Genomic DNA, 21,009 nt, shown 5'->3' on the forward strand with positions numbered 1-21,009 from the left:
GCGGTGGCCTTGCGGACCCTGCGATCCAATCAGGCCTCGAGCCAGAGATATTCGGCCATGGCATAACCCATCATGCCGCCGAGCGGATTGACCTGCAGCCCCTTGACCTTGCTGGAGATGCCATCGGCATTGGTCGTATAGGCGGGGATGATCGTGCCGGCTTCGTCGGAGATCATGGTCTGCAGCTCGTTGTAGATCGCATGACGCTTGGCGTCGTCGAGCGAGCCGCGCGCTTCCAGCATCATCGCGTCGAACTTCGGCGACTTGTACTGGCTTTCGTTCCAGGGGGCATCGGACGCGTAGAGCAGCGAGAAGTAGATGTCCGGCGTGGAGCGCGGGTTGATGTTGCCGAAGTGGATCGGCGCCTTGAGCCAGTACTTGTCCCAGTAGCCGTCGGAGGGAACGCGCTGGATGTCGAGCTTCATGCCGATCTCGGCGGCCGAGGCCTGGATGATCATGGCCATGTCGACCGAGAAGTCGGCGGCATCGGAGGCGATGACCGGGATCGACTGGCCGAGAACGCCGGCCTTCTGGAAGTGGTGCTTGGCCTTGTCGGGATCGAAGGCCTTCGGCTTCAGGTCGGCATTGTGATAGACATTGGCCTTGGAGATCGGCTGGTCATTGCCGACTTCGCCGAAGCCGCGCAGCGCCGCCATGATGATCTGTTCGCGATCGACGATGTGCTTCATGCCCATGATGAAGTCGGGCTTGTTCATGTCGAGGCGGATGTTGAGGTTGGTATAGGCGCCGACGGTCGACTTGACCAGCTCGAAGCCCGGTTGCGCCTCGATCATCTTGGCGGAGCGGGGATTGACCGCGGAGGCGAAGTGGACATCGCCGGCGAGCAGCGCGTTGACGCGGGCATTGGGGTCGGTGATGGCGAAGAACTCGAAGGAGTCGAGATGCGGGAAGCCCGGCTTCCAGTAGTTCGTGTTCTTCTTGACGATCGAGCGCACGCCCGGCTCGAAGGTTTCCAGCACGAAGGCGCCCGTGCCCATGCCCTTGGAGAAATCGGTGGTGCCGTCCTGGACGATCATGAAGTGATGCAGCGCCAGGATGAAGGGAAGGTCGGCATTGGCGGCCTTCAGGCCGATCTCGACCATGTTGGCGTCGACGGCCTTGATCTCCGTCATCTGGGCCGCGATCTTGGCGACCTTGGAGCCGACCGCCGGGTCGAGGTGACGCTTCAGCGAATAGACCACGTCGGCGGAGGTCAGCGCCTTGCCATCATGGAAGGTCACGCCCTTGCGCAGCGTCACCGTCCAGGTCTTGGCGTCCTTGGTGTCGAGCTTTTCGGCCAGCTCCATCTGCGGAACGCCCGTGACGTCGATGAAGGTCAGGCGGTTGTAGAGCGAACAGCAGCGGACATAGTCGGTGCCGAGCGAGGCCTTGGCCGGGTCGAGCGTGTCGGCATTCGACGCGGAGATGCCGGCGGCCTTGAGATGACCGCCCGAAACGGGCGTGGCGGCCAGCGCGCGCTCGGCGCGGCCGAAGACGGCACCGCCGGCGGACAGGGCAACGCCGCCTGCCAGCATCATCTTCAGGAGCTCGCGGCGCGAGGCGCCGCGGCGGATCGCATCTTCGACGCGGGCGTCGTCGGACTTCGTCCAGTTGGTTATCTTGTCGATCATGGCATTCCCCTTCTTGCTTTGGTTGGTGGGCCTCCGTCTTGCGCGGAGTTGCTGCCCTGTTGGCTGCTGTCTTCACGCGGCTGCCTGCTTCAGCGCGCCTGCGGGCCGGTGCGGTCTTCATCCGGCCAGGGCTGCGATAGCGCCTGTGGCCCGTCATCTTCGTGGATCCGGCCCTGTCAGGAGGCCGTCTTCTCCATCGACGTCATGCCTTGCAGTCTCGCATGTCTGCCGGGAGGGATCGTTCGATTTGGTCGCACCCGGCAGCATAAAATGTCGAACTTCGTCCCCGCGCCGACATTTCGGCGGATGGCGGGGCGAAGCATTGCCCGCAATGCTCAGGACGATCCTCAGGCCATGGCCTGGCGGATGGCGGGGTCTTCCAGCGTCTGGTCGAGTGTCTTGCGGGTGCGCTCGACGATGGCGTCGATATCGGCCTCGGTGCAGCAGAGCGGCGGTGCATAGCCCAGAACGCCCTGCGGAAAGGCGCGGATGACAAGGCCATTGTCCCAGGCGCGGTCGAAAATATGGCGCGCCGGCTGGCTTTCGGCCGGAAGCGGCGTCTTCTTCGCCTTGTCTGTGACCAGCTCCACGCCATAGAGCATACCCCGGCCCCTGATATCGCCGACCAGCGGGTGATCGGCGAGGCTGGTCAGGCCTTCCTTGAGCCGCGCGCCGGCCTTCACGCCGTTTTCGAGCAGGCCGCCCTCGTAAAGCCGGAGAACCTCGAGCCCAACCGCGGCGCTGACGGGATGGGCGGAATAGGTGTAGCCATGGCCGATGGCCGCCATGCCCGCGCCCTCCGCCATCACGTCATAGACGCCATCGGACATGAAGACCGCGCCCATCGGCACATAGCCCGAGGTCAGCCCCTTGGCGACCGTCATCAGATCGGGAACGATGCCTTCATCAGCACAGGCGAAAAGCGGGCCGGTGCGGCCGAAGCCGGTGATGACTTCGTCGGCGATGAAGAGGATGCCGTGCTCCTTGCACAGATCGCGCATCGCCTTGATCCAGCCCCTGGGTGGAACGATCACGCCACCCGATCCCTGGATCGGCTCGGCATAGAAGGCGGCGACGCGATCGGCGCCGATCTCCTCGATTTTGGCTTTGAGCGCCGCCAGCGAGGCGGCCGTGATCGCCGCGTCGTCCATGCCCACGGGGTTGCGATAGGGATAGGGCGACGGAATTTTGTGCTGCCAGTCGAAGGGCAGGCCGAAGCCGGCATGGAAGGCCGGCAGCGCCGTCAGGCCCGCGCCGACGGTGGAGGAGCCGTGATAGCCCTGCTGGATCGAGATGAACTGATCGCGCTGCGGCTGGCCCTTGGCGTTCCAGTAGTAGCGCACGAAGCGGATGGTCGAATCGACCGCATCCGAGCCGCCGAGGGTGAAGTAGACGCGGTTGAGGTCGCCCGGCGCGCGCTCCGCCAGCTCCGCCGCCAGCCGGATCGCCGGTTCGGAGCCCAGATCGAAGTAGCCGGTGGCATAGGGCAGCTCGCGCAATTGCCGCGTGGCGGCCTCGACGATGCTGTCATGGCCGTAGCCGGCATTGACGCACCACAGGCCGGCAAAGCCATCGACCAGCTGGTGGCCATTGGCCTCCGTCACCGTTGCGCCATGGGCGGATTTCAGCACGCGCACGCCCTGGCGCTCATGCCCCCGATAGGAGGAGACCGGGTGGATGAGGTGGGCGCGGTCGAGTTCGATCAGGGAATTGGCGAGCATTATCAATCTCCGTGGGGGCGGCATATCGGGGGAGAGCGGGGCACCGGAGAGGGTGGACGCCGCTGTTTTCAGGGATGTTTCTGCGCAGGGAGTCAGCGCCCCGGCCGGATAGGGCTCAGCCCAGCGCCTGGCTGGCCAGCGCGAAGATCGTGGCCTGCCCCGTGCCGGCGTCCTGCGTCAGCGGGCGGCGCATGGTGACGCCGCCGCCCACATGGGCAAGGCCGATCTCTTCCAGCCAAGGCGCAAGCCCCGTATCGCTGCCGGTGTCGACGCGCAGGAAGGCGCCGGTGCGGGAGGCGGCGAAATGGGCGATCAGCCTGCGGGCCGTCTCCACATCCGGCGCAACGACCGGACCGATGACCTCGCCGCGCCCGAAGGCGCGGATCGCCGCGAAGGCTTCAACGGTCCCGCCCTTGCGGATCACGGCGATGCGGCCGCGCTCGATCAGCGTGTCGATCAGCGCGCAACGGTCGGCCTGTTGCGCCTGCCGGTCGAGCGCCCTGATCGCATCGGCATCGCCGGGCTGCATCTCTTCCACGCCATCAGGCGCCGCAACGGCCTCAACCGCGCCCTGATGCTGGCGGATCGTGCCGGTGGCGACGAAGCCCAGCTTCTCATAAAGCGGCAGGCCCTCCTTCGTTGCCACGAGGCGCAGCGGCCGTCCTTGCGCAAGCTGGAAGGCGCGCTCCATCAGCTTGCGGCCCAGGCCGAGGCCGCGCAGCGACTTGTCGACAATGACCATGTTGATCGTCGCGAAATCCGTCCCGAACGGGGTGACGAGGATGGTGCCGGCGACGCGGCCATCGGTGTCGGTCACCACGGCACCGAGGCTCAGCTGCAGCATCATCATCCAGTCTTCGCGGCGGTGCGGCCAGCCTTCGGCGCGCGAGAGCACGACGGCACCGTCGAGGTGCTCGGGCCCGAAGGCGACGATGTCGATTTGGTTTTGCATGGGCATGTCCTTTCCTGCCCACAACTGTCCGCCATCGCGCGGAAGCTATTCGTCTGAATGGTGCGGCCGGCGCGCTATCTTTCGCCGAAGCCTGCGGGCGCCGCCGCATCTTATGCTGCGGCCCCGGGGCACCTCTTCCCCGCCGGCCCCGTCCCGGCGGCCGAAGACGGCGCTTCGTGCAATAGTCTGCCAAACGGGGCGGCAGATTAAACAGTTTCTGCTTTCCGGAGGGGCAATTCGCGCGGCCGGCACCGGCGCACCCGGCCTATGATCGGGGCCAGCAAACAGAACGCCAGAGGAAGAACGTCATGGCCTTTCGCCCGAAATACATCTCCTTCGACTGCTACGGCACGCTGATTCATTTCGACATGGCGGGCGCCGCGCGCGATCTCTATGGCGACCGCCTCGACGAGCAGGCCATGCAGACCTTCATCCGCAATTTCTCCGCCTACCGGCTGGACGAAGTCATGGGCGCCTGGAAGCCCTATGCTGAAGTGGTGCACAATGCCCTGTCGCGCACCTGCAAGGCCAATGGTGTAACCTTCAAGGACGAGGACGCGCAGATGGTCTATGAACGCGTTCCGACCTGGGGCCCGCATGCGGACGTGCCGGCCGGCCTCGCCAAGGTCGCCAAGGAAATTCCGCTGGTCATTCTCTCCAATGCCATGAATTCGCAGATCATGTCGAATGTCGAGAAGCTCGGCGCGCCCTTCCACAAGGTCTATACCGCCGAGCAGGCCCAGGCCTACAAGCCGCGCTTCAAGGCGTTTGAATATATGTTCGACATGCTCGGCTGTAACCCGGAAGACATGCTGCATGTCTCCTCCTCCTTCCGCTACGACCTGATGTCGGCCCATGATCTCGGCATCAAGAACAAGGTCTGGGTCAATCGCGGCCACGAGCCGGCCAATCCCTATTACGGCTATACCGAGATCGCCGATATTTCCGGCCTGCCCGGCGTCGTCGGCCTTTAAACCAGAGGACGCGCGATGAAATTCGTCTCCTATTGGCACGATACGGCGCCGGTCTTTTCCGGTGGCGAGACGGGCCCGGTCAGCGGCCGCTATGATGTCGCCATCATCGGCGCCGGCTTCACGGGGCTGGCGGCCGCGCGGCAGCTGGCCAAAGCGGGGGCGAAGGTCGTCGTGCTCGAGGCCGAGCGCGTCGGCTTCGGCGCGTCCGGTCGCAATGGCGGCCATCTCAACAATGGCCTGGCGCACAGCTATCTCGGCGCCAAGGCCGAGCTTGGCCAGGAGCGCGCCATCGCGCTCTACAAGGCGCTGGACGATTCCATCGACACCATCGAAACGCTGATCGCGGAGGAAGGGATCGACTGCAGCTTCCGCCGCGCCGGCAAGCTGAAGCTCGCCTCCAAGCCCAAGCATTTCGAGGGCATCGCCCGCAATTTCGAGGCACTGAACCGGGAATGCGATCCCGACACGGCGCTGCTGTCGCCCGAGGATCTGCGCGCCGAGGTCGGCGCGCCCTTTCATGGGGCGATGCTGTCGAAGAAGAGCGCGATGATGCATATGGGCCGCTATGTCGCGGGCCTGGCCGAGGCCGCCGCGCGCCATGGCGCGACGATCTTCGAGGGCGCGGCGGTCACGGCGCACAGCCAGGCGAACGGCATCCACACGCTGAACACCGCGCGCGGCACGGTCATGGCGTCCGACGTCATCATGGCCACCGGCGCCTACACTTCAAAGAATTTCGCCTGGTTTCGCCGCCGCATCATTGCCGTCGGCAGCTTCCTGATCGCGACGAGGCCTCTGACGGAAGCGGAGGTTCAGGCGGTGATGCCGGGCAACCGCACCTGCGTCAACACGATGAACATCGGCAATTACTGGCGCCTCTCGCCGGACAACCGCCTGATCTTCGGCGGCCGGGCGCGCTTTTCCGCCAGCTCGGACCAGCGCTCGGACGAGAAGAGCGGCGAGATCCTGCGCGAGAGCATGGAACGGATCTTCCCCCAGCTCAAGGGCATCGCCATCGACTATTGCTGGGGCGGTCTCGTCGACATGACTGCCGACCGCTATCCCCGCGCCGGCTTTCATGACGGGCTGTGGTACGCCATGGGCTATTCCGGCCATGGCGCGCAGCTCTCCACCCAGCTGGGCATGATGGTCGCCGATGCCATTCTCGGCCGCGCCGACCGCAATCCCATGCGCGACTATCCCTGGCCCGCCGTGCCCGGCCATTTCGGCAAGCCCTGGTTCCTGCCGCTGGTGGGACAATATTACAAGATGCTCGACCGGTTTCAGTAAGGCAGGCGCTGCGTCCTGCGGCGATGCCTCGGTTTACCGGCCTTTCCCGGCGGACGGCGTCCGGCAGAGGCGCGCCGGGCCCCCATGATGCGCTGCGGGAGCGATCGGTCGTTCGCCGGATGGCGCGCAAGGCCGACCCCTGCGGCGTGTCATCGCGTCCCATGCCTGCTAAGAGATGATTTTCCCTTTTTTCCCCGGGCCCTGCGTCATGGGGCCCAGATCGCCCGGGGCCTCATGTCTTGCGGCACCATTTCCTGGGGCCAATTTCTTGGGGATTGTCTCGATGTTGCACTGCCCCCCTTTTCCCGGGAATCGAGGGTGATAGAGTGCGGGACATTACATCACGGGGAACCATGCCATGCTCCAGAAAACCGTCCTTCGCGCCGGCGCTGCCGCGCTTGTCCTTCTGCCCGGCGCCGCCTTTGCCCATACGGGTGTCGGCCATGCGAGCGGCTTCGTCCATGGCTTCGCCCATCCCGTCTCGGGTCTGGACCATATTCTGGCGATGGTCATGGTCGGTCTCTTCGCCGCGCGGCTCGGCGGCCGGGCGCTGTGGCTGCTGCCCATCACCTTCGTCGCCGTCATGGCGCTCGGCGGCGCGCTCGGCGTGGCCGGCGTCACCGTTCCCTTCGTCGAGACCGGCATTGCGCTTTCGGTGCTGGTGCTGGGCGCCGTCGTCGCGCTGAACGTCAAGGCTCCGACGGCGGCCGCCATGGGCCTGGTCGGCCTCTTCGCCATCTTCCACGGCCATGCCCATGGCGCGGAAATGCCGGAGGATGCCGGTGGCCTCGCTTATGCCGCCGGCTTCATGCTTGCGACCGCCCTGCTGCACGGCGCCGGTCTCGCGCTCGGCCTGTCGCTCGGCCGCTTCGAGGGGCGCAAGGGCGCTCTCGCCGTCCGCTCGGCCGGTGGCCTGGTCGCGGTCGCCGGCGTCGGCCTGCTGGCTGGGGTGCTCTGAGGGGCGATCCGGGTCCGGTCTTTACCGGATCCCGCCCGAACACTGCGAGCAGATCAAGGTTAGGCTCCTGGAAGATGATGGGCAGACGCGTGATGCCGGCCAGGCTTTGGCCGGCTTCTGACCTGCCCTCAAGAGCGGCAGCCGGCTGTTCTGATTGCGCGTAATCTGGGTAGCGTCAGCGCGCCCACCCTTCCGCCACCGGCGCGAATTCCGCGATGAACAGGTATCCCTCGCTCTTTGCCTCGGTGAGGGTGATGCGGTCGCCCTGCGTCAGGCCCAGGAGCACATCGCCGAAGGCGCCGGTGAAAGCCGCGTCGTTTACCGACACCTGCGCCGCCCCGCTGAAGACGAGCGCCGCGGTCGAAGCCTGCACCTCGAGCGTCAGCGGTGCCGCGAGCGGCCGGCGGGTCAGGCGCCGGCGGGTGAGGCGGTGGTGCCAGACGCCGCGCCGGGTCATCAGGTTGAGGTCGGTGGTCTCGCCGCCGAGACTTTCCGCCGTCACTTCTGCATCGCCGGAAAAGGCGAAGGGCTCGGTGTCGGTGGTGAGCGGCGGCTGGCTTTCGCCCCCCACCGTCAGCACCATGCCGTCCCCGGCCATAACCGCGATGGTGCGGTCGATGCCGGGAAAGGCGGAGAAGGAGCCGGAGCCTGAGACCGTGGCCAGGCTGAGCCGCCAGAGGAGGCCGCTGGCGGCATCCTCCGAGGATGCCACCTCCCGTGTTTCGCCCTTGCCGTTCTTCCAGGGCATCAGCCGGTGATCGGCGAAGCGCTGCAGGCGGAGCGTCGGCCGGATGGTCATGCGCGAGCCCTCATCTGTCGAGCCATCGATTGCCCAGCCCTCAATTGCCCAGAATGCCGGGCAGACGCAGGCCCTTTTCCCGGGCGCAGTCGAGCGCGATATCATAGCCGGCATCGGCATGGCGCATGACGCCGGTGGCCGGGTCGTTCCAGAGCACGCGCTCGACCCGCCGGTCGGCCTCCTCGCTGCCATCGCAGCAAATGACCATGCCCGAATGCTGCGAGAAGCCCATGCCGACGCCGCCGCCATGGTGCAGCGACACCCAGGTGGCGCCGGACGCGCAGTTCAAGAGCGCGTTGAGCAGCGGCCAGTCGGAGACGGCGTCGGAGCCGTCCTTCATCGCTTCCGTCTCGCGGTTCGGCGAGGCGACGGAGCCGGAGTCCAGATGGTCGCGGCCGATCACAACAGGCGCCTTCAGCTCGCCGTTCCGCACCATTTCATTGAAGGCGAGGCCGAGGCGGTGGCGTTCGCCCAGCCCCACCCAGCAGATGCGCGCCGGCAGACCCTGGAAGGCGATGCGCTCGCGCGCCATGTCCAGCCAGTTGTGCAGATGCGCATTGTCGGGCAGCAGCTCCTTCACTTTGGCGTCGGTCTTGTAGATATCTTCCGGATCGCCCGAGAGCGCCGCCCAGCGGAAGGGGCCGATCCCCCGGCAGAAGAGCGGACGGATATAGGCCGGGACGAAGCCGGGGAAGGCGAAGGCGTTCTCGAAGCCCTCTTCCTTGGCCACCTGGCGGATGTTGTTGCCATAGTCGAGCGTCGGCACACCGGCATTCCAGAAATCCACCATGGCCTCGACATGGATGCGCATGGCCGCGCGGGCGGCAGCGGCAACGGCCTTGGGGTCGCTCTCCTGCTTGGCGCGCCATTCGGCGATGCTCCAGCCAAGCGGCAGATAGCCATGGACCGGGTCGTGGGCCGAGGTCTGGTCGGTGACGATGTCGGGGCGCGGGCCGCCGGTCTCCATGCGGCGCACCAGCTCCGGGAAGATCTCGGCGGCATTGCCGATCAGGCCGACGGACTTGGCCTCGCCCGCCTTGGTCCAGCGGTCGATCATGTCAAGCGCTTCGTCCAGCGTCTTCGCCTTCTCGTCGACATAGCGGGTGCGCAGGCGGAAATCGATGCGGGTCTCGTCGCATTCCACCGCCAGGCAGCAGGCGCCGGCCATGACGGCAGCCAAGGGCTGGGCGCCACCCATGCCGCCGAGCCCGCCGGTGAGGATCCACTTGCCGGTGAGATTGCCCTGATAATGCTGGCGTCCGGCCTCGACGAAGGTCTCATAGGTGCCCTGGACGATGCCCTGCGTGCCGATATAGATCCAGGAGCCGGCGGTCATCTGGCCATACATGGCCAGGCCCTTCTTATCCAGCTCGTTGAAATGGTCCCAGGTGGCCCAGTGCGGCACGAGGTTGGAATTGGCGATGAGCACGCGCGGCGCATCCTTGTGGGTGCGGAACACGCCCACCGGCTTGCCGGATTGCACCATCAGCGTCTCGTCCTCGTTCAGATCGGTCAGCGCGGCGACGATCCGGTCGAAATCCTCCCAGGTGCGGGCGGCGCGGCCGATGCCGCCATAGACCACCAGCTCATGCGGGTTTTCGGCGACGTCGGGGTCGAGATTGTTCATCAGCATGCGCAGCGGCGCTTCGGTCAGCCAGCTCTTGGCCTTCAGCGTGGTGCCGCGATCGGCGCGGATCTCGCGAATATTGTGGCGCGAATTGGTCATGTCAGGGTCTCCCTCAAGAGTTCAGGGTGAGCGCGATGGATTCGATCCGCTCCAGGATGGCTTTGAGATGGGGGCGCAGGCGGTCCGCCTTGGCGATGTCATAGGCGAAAGGCTCGGCCTCGCTTTCCAGATGGGTGGCCTGGGCCAGCTCCATCTGGATGGCATGCACGCCGTCGTCAGGCCGGCCGTAATGGCGGGTGGTCCAGCCGCCCTTGAAGCGGCCGTTGACGGTGGACGTATAGCCGTCCGCCGCCCCGGCGATTTCGGCCGCCGCCGCCTCGATGCGCGGATCGCAGGCGCGGCCGCTGTCGGTGCCGATGTTGAAATCCGGCAGCCGCCCTTCGAAGAGGAAGGGAATGGTGCCGCGGATCGAGTGGCAGTCATAGAGCACCGCGACGCCGTGCAGCGCCTTGACGCGGGCGATCTCGGCGGCAAGGGCCGCATGATAGGGCGCGTGGAAGGCGGCCAGCCGTCCTTGCGTCTCGGCGGCGTCGGGGGCGGCGCCCTCCTTCCAGATCGGCCTTCCGTCGAAATCGGTCCGGGAAATCAGGCCCGTGGTGTTCTGGCCGGGATAGAGGCTCTCGTCCTCCGGCCCGCGATTGGCGTCGATCACATAGCGGTGGAAGGTGGCGCGCACCGTCGTCGCCTCTGGCAGCAGCCTGTCATAGAGCCTGTGAATGTGCCAGTCGGTATCGGCCAGCCGCCGTCCCTCGTCATTGAGCCTGTCCCAGATCTCGGGCGGTACATGGGTGCCGGTGTGCGGCAGGCCGAGAATGATCGGCGAGCTGCCCTGGTGAATGTCGACGGGGTTCATGTCTCAGCCCTCCAGGTCCGGCAGGATGCCGGGGGAAATCGCCGCATCCAGCGTGCCCGAGGCGATGAAAGCGCCGGCCTCGGCCAGATCGCCGGCCATGTAGCGGTCTTCCTCCAGCGCGGGCACGATGGCGCGCAGCGCCGCCGCCGCCCGGGTCAGCTCCGGGCTGGTGGTGAGCGGCGCGCGCAGTTCCACCCCCTGCACACCGGTCAGCGCCTCAATGCCGAGGATGAAGAACAGGTTCTCGCTCATGGCCAGCAGCCGGCGTGCGCCGTGGCAGGCCATGGAGACATGGTCCTCCTGGTTGGCGGAGGTTGGGGTGGAATCCACCGAGGCTGGATGGGCCATCTGCTTGTTTTCCGACATCAGCGCGGCGGAGGTGACCTCGGCGATCATCAGGCCGGAATTCAGCCCCGGCTTCTTCGCCAGGAAGGCCGGCAGGCCATAGGAGAGCGCTGGATCGACCAGCAGGGCGATGCGGCGCTGGGCAATGGCGCCGATCTCGCAGATGGCCAGCGCGATCTGGTCAGCGGCAAAGGCCACGGGCTCGGCATGGAAGTTGCCGCCGGAAACCACCGTGTCGTCGGAGAGCACCAGCGGATTGTCGGTGACCGCATTGGCCTCGATTTCCAGCGTGCGGGCGGCCTGGCGCAGAATGTCGAGGCAGGCGCCGTCCACCTGCGGTTGGCAGCGGATGCAATAGGGATCCTGCACCCGCTCGTCGCCTTCCACATGGCTCTCGCGAATGGCGGAGCCCGCCAGCAGTTTGCGCAGCGCCGCGCCGGCATCGATCTGGCCCTTGTGGCCGCGCAGGGTGTGAATATCGGGATGGAACGGGGCGGAGGAGCCCATGGCCGCATCGGTCGACAGCGCGCCGGTGACGAGCGCTGCGCGCGCGGCGCGGTGGGCGCGGAAGAGGCCGGCCAGCGCCAGCGCGGTGGAGGTCTGCGTGCCGTTGATCAGCGCCAGGCCTTCCTTGGCCGCCAGCACCACCGGCTCAAGACCCGCCCGCTGCAGCGCTTCGCTGCCGGGCAGGCGCGCGCCCTCGAAGAAGGCCTCGCCATGGCCCATCATCACCGCCGCCAGATGGGCGAGCGGGGCAAGATCGCCCGAGGCGCCGACGGAGCCCTTTTCCGGGATGACCGGGGTGACGCCGCGTTCCATCATCGCCTCGATCAGCCGCACGATCTCCAGCCGCACGCCGGACGCGCCGCGCCCGAGCGAGACGAGCTTCAGCGCCATGATCAGCCGCACGACATTCTCCGCCAGCGGCGCGCCGACGCCGCAGCAATGCGACAGGATCAGATTGCGCTGGAGCGTGGCGACATCGGCCGCGTCGATCTTGATCGAGGCCAGTTTGCCGAAGCCGGTATTGATGCCGTAGACGGGTTCATTGCCGGCGGCGATCGCGGCAATGCGCCGGGCGGCGCGGGCGATTCCCGCATCGAAGGCGGGGTCGAGCCGGGCGCTTTCGCCCTCCCAGTAGATGCGGGCGAGATCAGCCAGGGCGACCTGGCCGGGATGGAGGATCAGGGTCATGGCGCTGTTCTCTTTCCCTTGAAGACACGGGCATGGAGCGGGTTGAAACCGATGCGGTAGACGAGCTCGGCCGGGCTCTCGATGTCCCAGACGGCGAAATCGGCGGATTTGCCCTGTTCCAGCGTGCCGGTTTCGGCCAGCAGACCGAGCGCGCGCGCTGCCTCGCGCGTGGTGCCGGCAAGGCATTCCTCCACCGTCAGGCGGAAGAAGGTGGCGGCCATGTTCATGGAAAGCAGCAGCGAGGTGAGCGGCGCGGTGCCGGGATTGCAATCCGTTGCCACCGCGATCCTCGTGCCGGCGGCGCGCAGGGCCTCCACGGGCGGAAGGCGCGTCTCGCGCAGCGTGTAGAAGGCGCCGGGCAGGAGCACGGCCACGGTGCCGGCCCGCGCCATGGCGGCCGCCCCCTCGGCATCGAGATATTCCAGATGATCGGCCGAGAGCGCGCCATAGGAAGCGGCCATGGCCGCGCCGCCGAGATTGGAAAGCTGCTCGGCATGCAGCTTGACCGGCAGGCCGAGCCGCGCGGCGGCGTCGAAGACCCGGCGCATCTCGTCAACGGAGAAGGCGATGCCCTCGCAGAAGCCGTCGACGGCATCGACCAGACCTTCTGCATGGGCGGCTTCCAGCCCCGGCAGAACGACCGCGTCGAGATAGTCCGACTGCCGGCCCTTATAGTCCGGCGGGGTGGCGTGGGCGGCGAGATAGCTGGTCTTCACCCGCACCGGCGCCATCGCTTCCAGCGCCCGGGCCGCGCGCAGCATGGCAAGTTCGGAGGCGACCGTCAGACCATAGCCGGACTTGATCTCCAGCGTCGTCACGCCTTCGGCCAGGAGCGCGTCGAGACGCGGCAGGGCGGTGGCGACGAGGCCCTCGACATCGAGCGCGCGGGTGGCCGCAACGGTGGAAACGATGCCGCCGCCGGCGCGCGCGATCTCCTCGTAGCTTGCGCCCTCCAGCCTGAGCTCGAATTCGCGCGCGCGGTTGCCGCCATGGACGAGATGGGTGTGGCAATCGATCAGGCCGGGGGTAACCCAGCGGCCGCCGAGATCCTGCGCCACGGCCGGGCCTGCCGCCTCCGGCAGATTGGTACGGGCGCCGATCCAGGCGATCCGTCCATGCTCGACCAGGATCGCGCCATCCTCGATCACGCCGAGGCCCGGGCGTGCCGGGTCGAGCGTCGCGATCCGCGCGCCCGTCCAAAGGGTCGGCTGATCCGGATTGTCCATCCTCTTTTCCGCGCTTGTCATCGTCTCGCCCCTTAACATTCGCTGTCATCATGTATATACATAATAACGAGGCTGGCAAGACGGAATTTCGCGTCGGCCACGCCGGGCGCGGCCTGCCTGCTTGATGGACGGGACCGCTGTCCGTCTGCGACAACAGCCTGATGGCGCCGCCTTTCCGGCGGCCGGCGGCGATGACACTGGAGGGGCTTGAGATGACGAGGATCCATGCAGAGGCGGCGCTCCTGCCGCAGGGATGGGCGCGCAATGTGCTGATCAGGCTCGACGGCGCACGCATTGCCGCGATCGAGACGGAGCGGGCGGCCGAGCCCGGCGACGCGCGCTGCGGCGTGGTGGTGCCGTCCCTCGGCAATCTCCACAGCCATGCCTTCCAGCGCGCCATGGCGGGGCTGGCGGAGCTACGCGGCCCCGCCGATGACAGTTTCTGGAGCTGGCGGACGATCATGTACCGCATGGCGCTGACGATGACGCCGGAGCAGGTCGAGGCCGTGGCGGCGCAGCTCTATGTGGAGATGCTGGAGGCAGGTTTCACCCGGGTTGGCGAGTTTCACTATCTGCATCACGACCGCGATGGCCGGCCCTATGCCGATCCGGCGGAAATGGCCGGGCGAATCGCGGCGGCCAGCGCCGAGACCGGCATCGGTCTGACGCTTCTGCCGGTCTTCTATGCCCATGCCGGCTTTGGCGGGCTTGCGCCGGCCGAGGGGCAGCGCCGCTTCATCCACCGGCCGGAGGCCTTCGCCGAGCTGATGGCGCGCTGCCGCAGCCTGACCAGGGCCTTGCCCGGCGCCCATCTCGGCCTGGCGCCGCACAGCCTGCGGGCGGTGACGCCGGAAGAGCTGGCCGACCTCTTGCCGCTGGCCGAAGGCGGGCCGGTGCATATTCATGTGGCCGAGCAGGTGAAGGAGGTGGAGGACAGCCTTGCCTTCTCCGGCGCGCGGCCGGTCGAATGGCTGCTGGCCAATATGCCCGTTGATGACCGCTGGTGCCTGATCCACGCCACCCACATGACGCAAGCCGAAGTGCGCGGCATGGCGGCACGCGGGGCGGTGGCCGGGCTCTGCCCGATCACCGAAGCCAATCTCGGCGACGGCGTGTTCGAGGCGCCGCTGTTTCTGGCCGAGGGAGGCCGCTTCGGCGTCGGCTCGGATTCCAACGTGCTGATCTCGCTGCCGGAGGAACTGCGCATGCTCGAATATTCGCAGCGTCTGGCCCGACGCGCCCGCAATGTCATCGCCCCGCCCGGCGGCTCCACCGGCCGGCATCTGCTTGAAACAGCGCGCATCGGCGGCAATGCTGCGCTGCAAAGCGCGATCGGGCTTGTCCCCGGCGGCGATGCCGATTTCGTCGCGCTCGACAGCGCAGCCGTCCCCTATCTTGAAGAGGACAGGCTGATCGACCACTGGATCTTCGCCGGCGGCGTGCGGCTGGACAGGGTCTGGGCCGGCGGGCGCTGCCAGGTCGAGGGCGGCCGGCACCGGGCGCGCGATGCGGTTCGCGCCCGTTTCGAGGCGGCGATGGCGCAACTGGTGGCGGCGCTGTAATACGATTTCCGGTTCGCGAAGCGATCGGCCGGAAACCGTGTAAGAGGGGCTGAGATCGGGAAAGGGCTGGAGCGTGACGGAAGACAGCGGCAGGGAGCGGACCCTGCACCAGCGCATTCTCGGCGATATCGAGGGTCGGATCGTCTCGGGCGAGTGGCCGCCGGGCCATCGCCTGCCGTTCGAGATGGAGCTGGCGGCGCAGTATGGCTGCTCGCGCATGACCGTGAACAAGGTGATGACGCAGCTGGCCAAATCAGGCCTGATCGAGCGGCGGCGCAAGTCCGGCAGCTTCGTCACCCAGCCGCAGGCCCAGTCCGCCGTTCTGGAAATCACCGATATCGAGGCGGAGGTGCGCTCGCTCAACCTGGCCTATGGCTTCCGGCTGACGAAGCGGGCCCTGCGCAAGGCCGGCGAGGAGGAACTGCGGCTGATCGACGTGGCCGAGGGCGCGCCGCTGCTCGCGCTGTCCTGCGTGCATATGGCCGGCCCGCGCCCCTTCTGCCGAGAGGAGCGGCTGATCAGCCTTGCGGCGGTGCCGGAAGCGGAGACGGCGGATTTTTCCGCCACGCCGCCGGGCCAATGGCTGATCGGCCAGGTGCCGTGGAGTGCCGCCGAGCACAGGATCCGCGCCGTCAATGCCGGCGCCGACATGGCCGCTGCGCTCGCCATTGCCAAGGGGGCGGCCTGCCTCGTGGTCGAACGGCGCACCTGGAGCGGGCAGGGCGCCGTCACCCAGGTCTGCCTCACCTATCCTGGCGACAGCCACACGCTGATGGCCCGCTTCACCCCGGCCTCGCAATGACGGGAGCGCCGATCCCGCAGGATCGCGGGATCTCAGGCGAAAACCGGACGGACGCTCCGCCCTATTCGGCCCATTCCAGATCGGTGGTGAAGACGATGGTCAGCCAGCGGTCGGGGCTGGCCTCGCCGAGTTCCGCGCCGATCTCGTCGCGCAGCGCATCCCAGGCCTCGAGAGGCCGGGGCGGCCAGCCGCCGGGCACGATGAAGTAAAGCTCGATCTGCCGGCCCCGGCCGACCTTGGCCACATAGGCGCGATAGGTGAGAAAGCCGTGGCGGGCGACGGTCGCCTCGGCCACCCTGTCCACCTGTGCCTTCAGCTCCGCCGGGGTCACCAGCAGAATATCGGCCAGCGCATGCCAGACGGTGGAGATCGGCATGGGAATGATGACGAGGCTGACGAGGATCAGCACCGCCGGGTCGATATAGGGTGAGATCCATTCGAGCGACGTGCCCTGCACCAGCGCGCCGATGAGGAAGGCGATGAGCAAAGCGGCGGTGAGCGAGGCCGACATGATCCAGGCCTTGACGTCCAGCGCCACCAGTTCCGAGCCGATCGTGCGGTTGGCGCGCCGGGCGAAGAGCGCCATGGAAATGGTGATGGCGAGCGTAAAGACGGCATAGGCGATCGCCTCGCCGAAGGCGAGATCGCGCCCGCCGCTCATCAGGCTGCCGATGGCGTTGACCAGCGCGTAGATTGCCGCCGTCATCAGCATCAGCCCGTTCAGCGCCAGCACCATCGGCTCCAGATGCCAGAAGCCGACGGTGAAGCGGTCCATCAGCCGGCCCTGTGCCGGGCCGGCGGCGGCGGCGATCAGCCGGGAGACGAACAGCGCCACCACCGTCATGATCGCATCGGTCATGGCATAGATGCCGTCGAAGACGATGGCGAAGGAGCCCGAAAGCAGGCCGAAGACGATGCCGAAGGCGGCGACCACCAGCGTCATCGCGATCGAGATCCGCAAGACCCCCTGTTCCGTCATCACCCGAATTCCCCCTCTGCTGCTGCCTGCTGCAGGGCATTTAAGGGATTTCGCGGCAAAAGCCAAAGCCCGGCGCATCCGAGCGAAAGCAGGGACCGGCTTTCGGCTCACCCTTGCGGAAACAGGAAGCGAGAGCATGAGGGCCGCGCGCCGGGGCCAGCGCGCGGCTTTTCTCTAGGGTACAGGGTCAGGAAGGGTGCAGGGTCAGGCGTGGCCGTGGCCGAGGAAGCGCTGCAGTTCCACCGTCTTCGGCGCGGAGAACACCTCTTCCGGCGGGCCGACCTCATGCACGCGGCCCTCATGCATGAAGACGACGCGGGAGCAGACGTCGCGCGCGAACTTCATCTCGTGGGTCACCATCATCAGCGTCATGCCTTCGGCGGCCAGCTCGCGCACCACGGCCAGCACTTCGGCCACCAGCTCCGGGTCGAGCGCGGAGGTGATCTCGTCGCACAAAAGCGCGATCGGCTCCATGGCCAGCGCCCGGGCGATCGCCACGCGCTGCTGCTGCCCGCCGGACAGCTCGTCAGGATAGGCGTCGAACTTGTGGGCAAGGCCCACGCGCTCCAGCTGGCGGCGCGCCATGGCTTCCGCCTGCGCCTTGCCCGTCTTCTTCACCACCATCTGCGAGAGCATGACGTTGCGTCCCGCGGAGAGATGCGGAAACAGGTTGAACTGCTGGAAGATCATGCCGACCTTCAGCCGCAGCGCCTTCAGATGCACCTCGTCGGGCAGAAGCTGGGCGCCGGCCACCAGGATCGAGCCCTCGTCGACCGTTTCCAGCCCGTTGATGCAGCGAAGGAAGGTGGATTTGCCCGATCCGCTCTTGCCGATGATGGCGATGACCTCGCCGGGCATGATGTCGAGATTGATGCCCTTGAGCACTTCGTTGGCGCCGAAGCGCTTCTTCAGCTCAGTGACCGCGATGAGCGACATGGAGTTTCCTTTCGAGCGAATGGGCGTAGCGCGACAGCGGCCAGCACAGGGCGAAATAGATGAGCGCCACGAGGCCATAGACGGTGAAGGGCTGGAAGGTGGCGTTGGTGACGATGGTGCCGGCCTTGGACAGTTCGGTGAAGCCGATGATCGAGGTCAGCGCCGTGCCCTTGATCACCTGCACCGAGAAGCCGACGGTGGGCGGCACGGCGACGCGCAGCGCCTGCGGCAGGATGACGTAGCGCAGCTGCTGCAGCCGCCCCATACCGAGGCTGGCCGAGGCCTCCCATTGCCCTTTCGCCACGGCCTCCACGCAGCCGCGCCAGATTTCCGCCAGGAAGGCGGCGCTCCACAGGATGAGCGCGCTGCCGGCGGCAAGCCAGGCCGGTACGTCCACGCCCAGCAGGCCGAGGCCGAAAAAGGCGAGGAACAGCTGCATCAGGAGCGGCGTGCCCTGAAACAGCTCAATATAGCCGATGGCGAAGCGCCGCAGCGCTTTCGACTTCGAGATGCGGGCAAACAGGATCATCAGCCCCACCACCCCGCCGCCGGCAAAGGAGACCAGCGAAAGCAGCACGGTCCAGCGGGCAGCAAAGATCAGGTTGCGCAGAATGTCCCAGGTGGAAAATTCGATCATCGCGCGCTCCTCTTGGGAAAGATCGCCGCGCCGATCAGGCCCATCGCCTGGCGCAGGCCGATGGCGAGCAGGAGATAGAGGGCGGTGGAGACCAGATAGGTTTCAAAAGCGCGGAAATTGCGCGACTGGATGAAGTTGGCGGCAAAGGTCAGGTCCTCCACCGCGATCTGCGAGGTGACCGCCGAGCCGAGCATGACGATGACGATCTGCGAGGACAAAGCCGGCCAGATGCGCTGCAGCGAGGGCACGAGCACCACGTGGCGGAAGGTCTCGAACGGCGTCATGGCAAGGCTGGCGCCCGCTTCGAACTGGCCGCGCGGCGTGGCGGCGATGCCGGCGCGGATGATTTCGCAGCCATAGGCGCCGAGATTGACGACCATGGCGATATAGGCCGCCGTCATCTCGCCCATCTGCAGGCCGAGCGCCGGCAGGCCGAAGAAGATGAAGAACAGCTGGATCATGAACGGCGTGTTGCGGATCAGCTCGACATAGATGGCGACGGGAACGCGCAGCGCCTTGGGCCCGAGTGCGCGCACCCAGGCGCAGGCGATGCCGAGCGCGACGCCGAGAACGCCGCCGATCAGGATGAGCTGGAGCGTGATGCGCACGCCCTTGACGAGCAGAGGCCAATACTCCGCCAGCCAGGTGAAATCGAAAACATAGGCCATTGGTGACCTTGCCCCCTTGATATCAGGGCCCGCACTCGCTCGGGGAGCGAGGCGGGCCTTTGCGGGTGGGACGGGATCAGAGATCGGTGGGCAGGTCGCTCTTCAGCCAGGTCTGGGAAATCTTGTTGAGGCTGCCGTCCTTCTTGGCCTCGGCGATGATGGCGTCGACCTTTTCCTTCAGCGCCGTCTCGCCCTTGGGCAGGCCGATATAGCAGGGCGAATTCTTGATCAGGAACTTCATCTCCGGGCGCTTGGGCGGGTTGCGGGCGATGATGGCGGCCGCCACCACATTGCCGGTGGCCACCAGCGGCACCTGGCCGGAGAGGAAGGCGGAGATCGTGCCGTTATTGTCCTCGTAGCGCTTGATGGTGGCGTCGGCCGGCGCGACCTTGGTCAGCTCCAGATCTTCCACCGAGCCGCGCGTGACGCCGATGGTCTTGCCGGCAAGGCCGGCCGCGTCCTTCACCGCCAGATCGGCCGGGCCGAACACGCCATTATAGAAGGGCGCATAGGCGGTGGAGAAATCGATGACCTTCTCGCGGTCCGGATTCTTGCCGAGCGAGGAGATGACGAGATCGACCTTGCCGGTCTGCAGGAAGGGCACGCGGTTGGCCGAGGTCACCGGCGTCAGCTCCAGCTTGGCGCCCAGCTTCTCGGCGATCAGCTTGGCCATGTCGATGTCATAGCCCTGCGGCGCCATATCCGTGCCGACCGAGCCGAAGGGCGGGAAATCCTGCGGCACGGCGACGCGCAGAACCTTGCGCTCGGTGATGGTGGACAGCGCATCGGCAAAGGCGGGCGCGGCCGAGGCGAGGGTGGCGAAAGCGAGACCGGCGGCGGCCAGCAGGGTGCGGCGGTTGATCATTCGGAGGATGTCCTTTTCAGTGCAGGAGAGGGAGGAGGGGAGGAGGAAGAGGGGTGAGGAGGGGAGGAGAGCTCGAGAGGAGAGGGAGAAAGCGGCGCCGCGGTTGCGGACAGACCCGGCGCGGCGGCGAGGTTGAGCGAGCGGCGCAGATCCGCGAGCGGATCGGTCGCCATGTCGAGATCGAGGCCGGCCTCCACCTCGTCGAGATGCAGGATGGCCAGATCGGCGGCCCCCGCCGGATCGCCGCGTTCCAGCGCCTCGACAATGCGGCAATGGCCACGATGGGACTCCTCGGCATGCTCGTCGGTCTGGTAGAGCATGGAGATCAGGATGGTGCGGGCGGTGAGGTCGCGCAGAATGTCGGCCAGCACCGGATTGCCGATCAGCTCCACCAGGCAGATGTGGAAATCACCCATCAGGCAGACGAGGCGGGGATGGTCGCCCTCGGCGATCGCCCGGCGCTCCTCGTCGAGATGGGCGTGCAGCTTGGCCCGGGCCGCCTCGGTCAGCGGCGGCATGACCCGCATGAGCCCGGCCTCCAGCGCGCGCCGGGCCTGGAAGACCTGGGCGGCGTCGAGGCGCGAAGGCTCGATCACGAACCAGCCCCGGCGCGGGCGCACTTCCACGATGCCGCGCGCCTCCAGCCGCATCATCGCCTCGCGCACCAGCGTGCGCGACACGCCGAACACGGTCGCCAGCTCGCTCTCGCCCAGCCGCGCGCCCGGCCGGATGCGGCGGGCGAGGACCGACTGAACGATCACGTCATCAATGGTGGCGGGCGCCGAGGTGCTGGTATCCGAGACTTGCATACAAGAGTGAAAAGCAAGCCGCATGCCAAACGTGAAGGTTTTGTAAAAACAGGCGCTTGTGCAGGAAAGCGTTACAAGCCGTGCCGCCTGTGCACCAAAGACGCACACATAAGCCTGTTTT

General features: G+C 66.9%; 19 protein-coding genes. 5 read left to right on the plus strand and 14 right to left on the minus strand.

Annotated features, from left to right (window positions below; translation table 11 throughout):
- Positions 1 to 29 precede the first annotated feature (29 nt).
- From BJF92_RS10535 to BJF92_RS10545, 3 genes are all read right to left on the minus strand, one after another.
- Entirely contained in the window at positions 30 to 1,631 is a 1,602-nt protein-coding gene (locus tag BJF92_RS10535; protein ID WP_075634705.1) for an ABC transporter substrate-binding protein, read from the minus strand.
- A 347-nt stretch (positions 1,632 to 1,978) separates the two neighbouring features.
- Positions 1,979 to 3,352: an aspartate aminotransferase family protein gene (locus BJF92_RS10540; RefSeq protein WP_075634706.1), complete on the minus strand. Its 1,374-nt coding sequence runs from the start codon at positions 3,350 to 3,352 to the stop codon at positions 1,979 to 1,981.
- Between the two features lie 115 nt (positions 3,353 to 3,467).
- Positions 3,468 to 4,310 (minus strand): GNAT family N-acetyltransferase, encoded by an 843-nt coding sequence (locus tag BJF92_RS10545; RefSeq protein WP_425356463.1) that lies wholly within the window; start codon positions 4,308 to 4,310, stop codon positions 3,468 to 3,470.
- A 302-nt stretch (positions 4,311 to 4,612) separates the two neighbouring features.
- On the opposite strand from BJF92_RS10545, the gene BJF92_RS10550 reads away from it, so the two are divergent.
- From BJF92_RS10550 to BJF92_RS10560, 3 genes are all read left to right on the plus strand, one after another.
- Positions 4,613 to 5,278, plus strand: a complete 666-nt coding sequence (locus BJF92_RS10550) for a haloacid dehalogenase type II (RefSeq protein WP_075634708.1) — start codon at positions 4,613 to 4,615, stop codon at positions 5,276 to 5,278.
- A gap of 15 nt (positions 5,279 to 5,293) precedes the next feature.
- Positions 5,294 to 6,568: an NAD(P)/FAD-dependent oxidoreductase gene (locus BJF92_RS10555; RefSeq protein WP_075634709.1), complete on the plus strand. Its 1,275-nt coding sequence runs from the start codon at positions 5,294 to 5,296 to the stop codon at positions 6,566 to 6,568.
- A 358-nt stretch (positions 6,569 to 6,926) separates the two neighbouring features.
- Entirely contained in the window at positions 6,927 to 7,526 is a 600-nt protein-coding gene (locus BJF92_RS10560; RefSeq protein WP_075634710.1) for a HupE/UreJ family protein, read from the plus strand.
- A 175-nt stretch (positions 7,527 to 7,701) separates the two neighbouring features.
- On the opposite strand, the gene BJF92_RS10565 is transcribed toward BJF92_RS10560, so the two are convergent.
- The 5 genes from BJF92_RS10565 to hutI are packed head-to-tail and all read right to left on the minus strand — an operon-like array spanning position 7,702 to position 13,651.
- Positions 7,702 to 8,325 carry a HutD/Ves family protein gene (locus BJF92_RS10565; RefSeq protein WP_075634711.1) on the minus strand — a complete coding sequence of 208 codons (624 nt, stop codon included), beginning with the start codon at positions 8,323 to 8,325 and terminating at the stop codon, positions 7,702 to 7,704.
- Positions 8,326 to 8,365: 40 nt separating this feature from the next.
- Positions 8,366 to 10,051: a urocanate hydratase gene (gene hutU / locus BJF92_RS10570; protein ID WP_075634712.1), complete on the minus strand. Its 1,686-nt coding sequence runs from the start codon at positions 10,049 to 10,051 to the stop codon at positions 8,366 to 8,368.
- A 13-nt stretch (positions 10,052 to 10,064) separates the two neighbouring features.
- Positions 10,065 to 10,865: an N-formylglutamate deformylase gene (gene hutG, locus BJF92_RS10575; protein WP_075634713.1), complete on the minus strand. Its 801-nt coding sequence runs from the start codon at positions 10,863 to 10,865 to the stop codon at positions 10,065 to 10,067.
- Positions 10,866 to 10,868: 3 nt separating this feature from the next.
- Positions 10,869 to 12,404 carry a histidine ammonia-lyase gene (gene hutH, locus BJF92_RS10580; protein WP_075634714.1) on the minus strand — a complete coding sequence of 512 codons (1,536 nt, stop codon included), beginning with the start codon at positions 12,402 to 12,404 and terminating at the stop codon, positions 10,869 to 10,871.
- A complete protein-coding gene (hutI, locus tag BJF92_RS10585; protein ID WP_075634715.1) occupies positions 12,401 to 13,651 on the minus strand; it encodes an imidazolonepropionase in 1,251 nt (416 codons plus the stop codon). The genes hutH and hutI overlap by 4 nt, the downstream gene beginning before the upstream one ends.
- 191 nt (positions 13,652 to 13,842) lie before the next feature.
- Between hutI and BJF92_RS10590 the strand changes: the two genes are divergently transcribed.
- A complete protein-coding gene (locus BJF92_RS10590) occupies positions 13,843 to 15,192 on the plus strand; it encodes a formimidoylglutamate deiminase (RefSeq protein WP_075634757.1) in 1,350 nt (449 codons plus the stop codon).
- Positions 15,193 to 15,265: 73 nt separating this feature from the next.
- Positions 15,266 to 15,994: a histidine utilization transcriptional repressor HutC gene (hutC, locus tag BJF92_RS10595; protein ID WP_075634716.1), complete on the plus strand. Its 729-nt coding sequence runs from the start codon at positions 15,266 to 15,268 to the stop codon at positions 15,992 to 15,994.
- 61 nt (positions 15,995 to 16,055) lie between these two features.
- On the opposite strand, the gene BJF92_RS10600 is transcribed toward hutC, so the two are convergent.
- The 6 genes from BJF92_RS10600 to BJF92_RS10625 form a co-directional block, all read right to left on the minus strand.
- Positions 16,056 to 16,973 (minus strand): cation diffusion facilitator family transporter, encoded by a 918-nt coding sequence (locus tag BJF92_RS10600; protein ID WP_425356464.1) that lies wholly within the window; start codon positions 16,971 to 16,973, stop codon positions 16,056 to 16,058.
- A gap of 204 nt (positions 16,974 to 17,177) precedes the next feature.
- Positions 17,178 to 17,909, minus strand: a complete 732-nt coding sequence (locus BJF92_RS10605; RefSeq protein ID WP_075634718.1) for an amino acid ABC transporter ATP-binding protein — start codon at positions 17,907 to 17,909, stop codon at positions 17,178 to 17,180.
- On the minus strand, positions 17,887 to 18,546 hold the full coding sequence (locus BJF92_RS10610) for an amino acid ABC transporter permease (RefSeq protein ID WP_075634719.1): 660 nt from the start codon (positions 18,544 to 18,546) through the stop codon (positions 17,887 to 17,889). The genes BJF92_RS10605 and BJF92_RS10610 overlap by 23 nt, the downstream gene beginning before the upstream one ends.
- Positions 18,543 to 19,214 carry an amino acid ABC transporter permease gene (locus tag BJF92_RS10615; RefSeq protein WP_075634720.1) on the minus strand — a complete coding sequence of 224 codons (672 nt, stop codon included), beginning with the start codon at positions 19,212 to 19,214 and terminating at the stop codon, positions 18,543 to 18,545. The genes BJF92_RS10610 and BJF92_RS10615 overlap by 4 nt, the downstream gene beginning before the upstream one ends.
- 76 nt (positions 19,215 to 19,290) lie before the next feature.
- Positions 19,291 to 20,079 carry a transporter substrate-binding domain-containing protein gene (locus tag BJF92_RS10620; RefSeq protein WP_075634721.1) on the minus strand — a complete coding sequence of 263 codons (789 nt, stop codon included), beginning with the start codon at positions 20,077 to 20,079 and terminating at the stop codon, positions 19,291 to 19,293.
- Positions 20,076 to 20,888 (minus strand): GntR family transcriptional regulator, encoded by an 813-nt coding sequence (locus BJF92_RS10625; RefSeq protein WP_075634722.1) that lies wholly within the window; start codon positions 20,886 to 20,888, stop codon positions 20,076 to 20,078. The genes BJF92_RS10620 and BJF92_RS10625 overlap by 4 nt, the downstream gene beginning before the upstream one ends.
- Positions 20,889 to 21,009 lie beyond the last annotated feature (121 nt).

The sequence above is a fragment of the Xaviernesmea rhizosphaerae genome (assembly GCF_001938945.1).
In the GTDB taxonomy this organism is placed as follows: domain Bacteria; phylum Pseudomonadota; class Alphaproteobacteria; order Rhizobiales; family Rhizobiaceae; genus Xaviernesmea; species Xaviernesmea rhizosphaerae.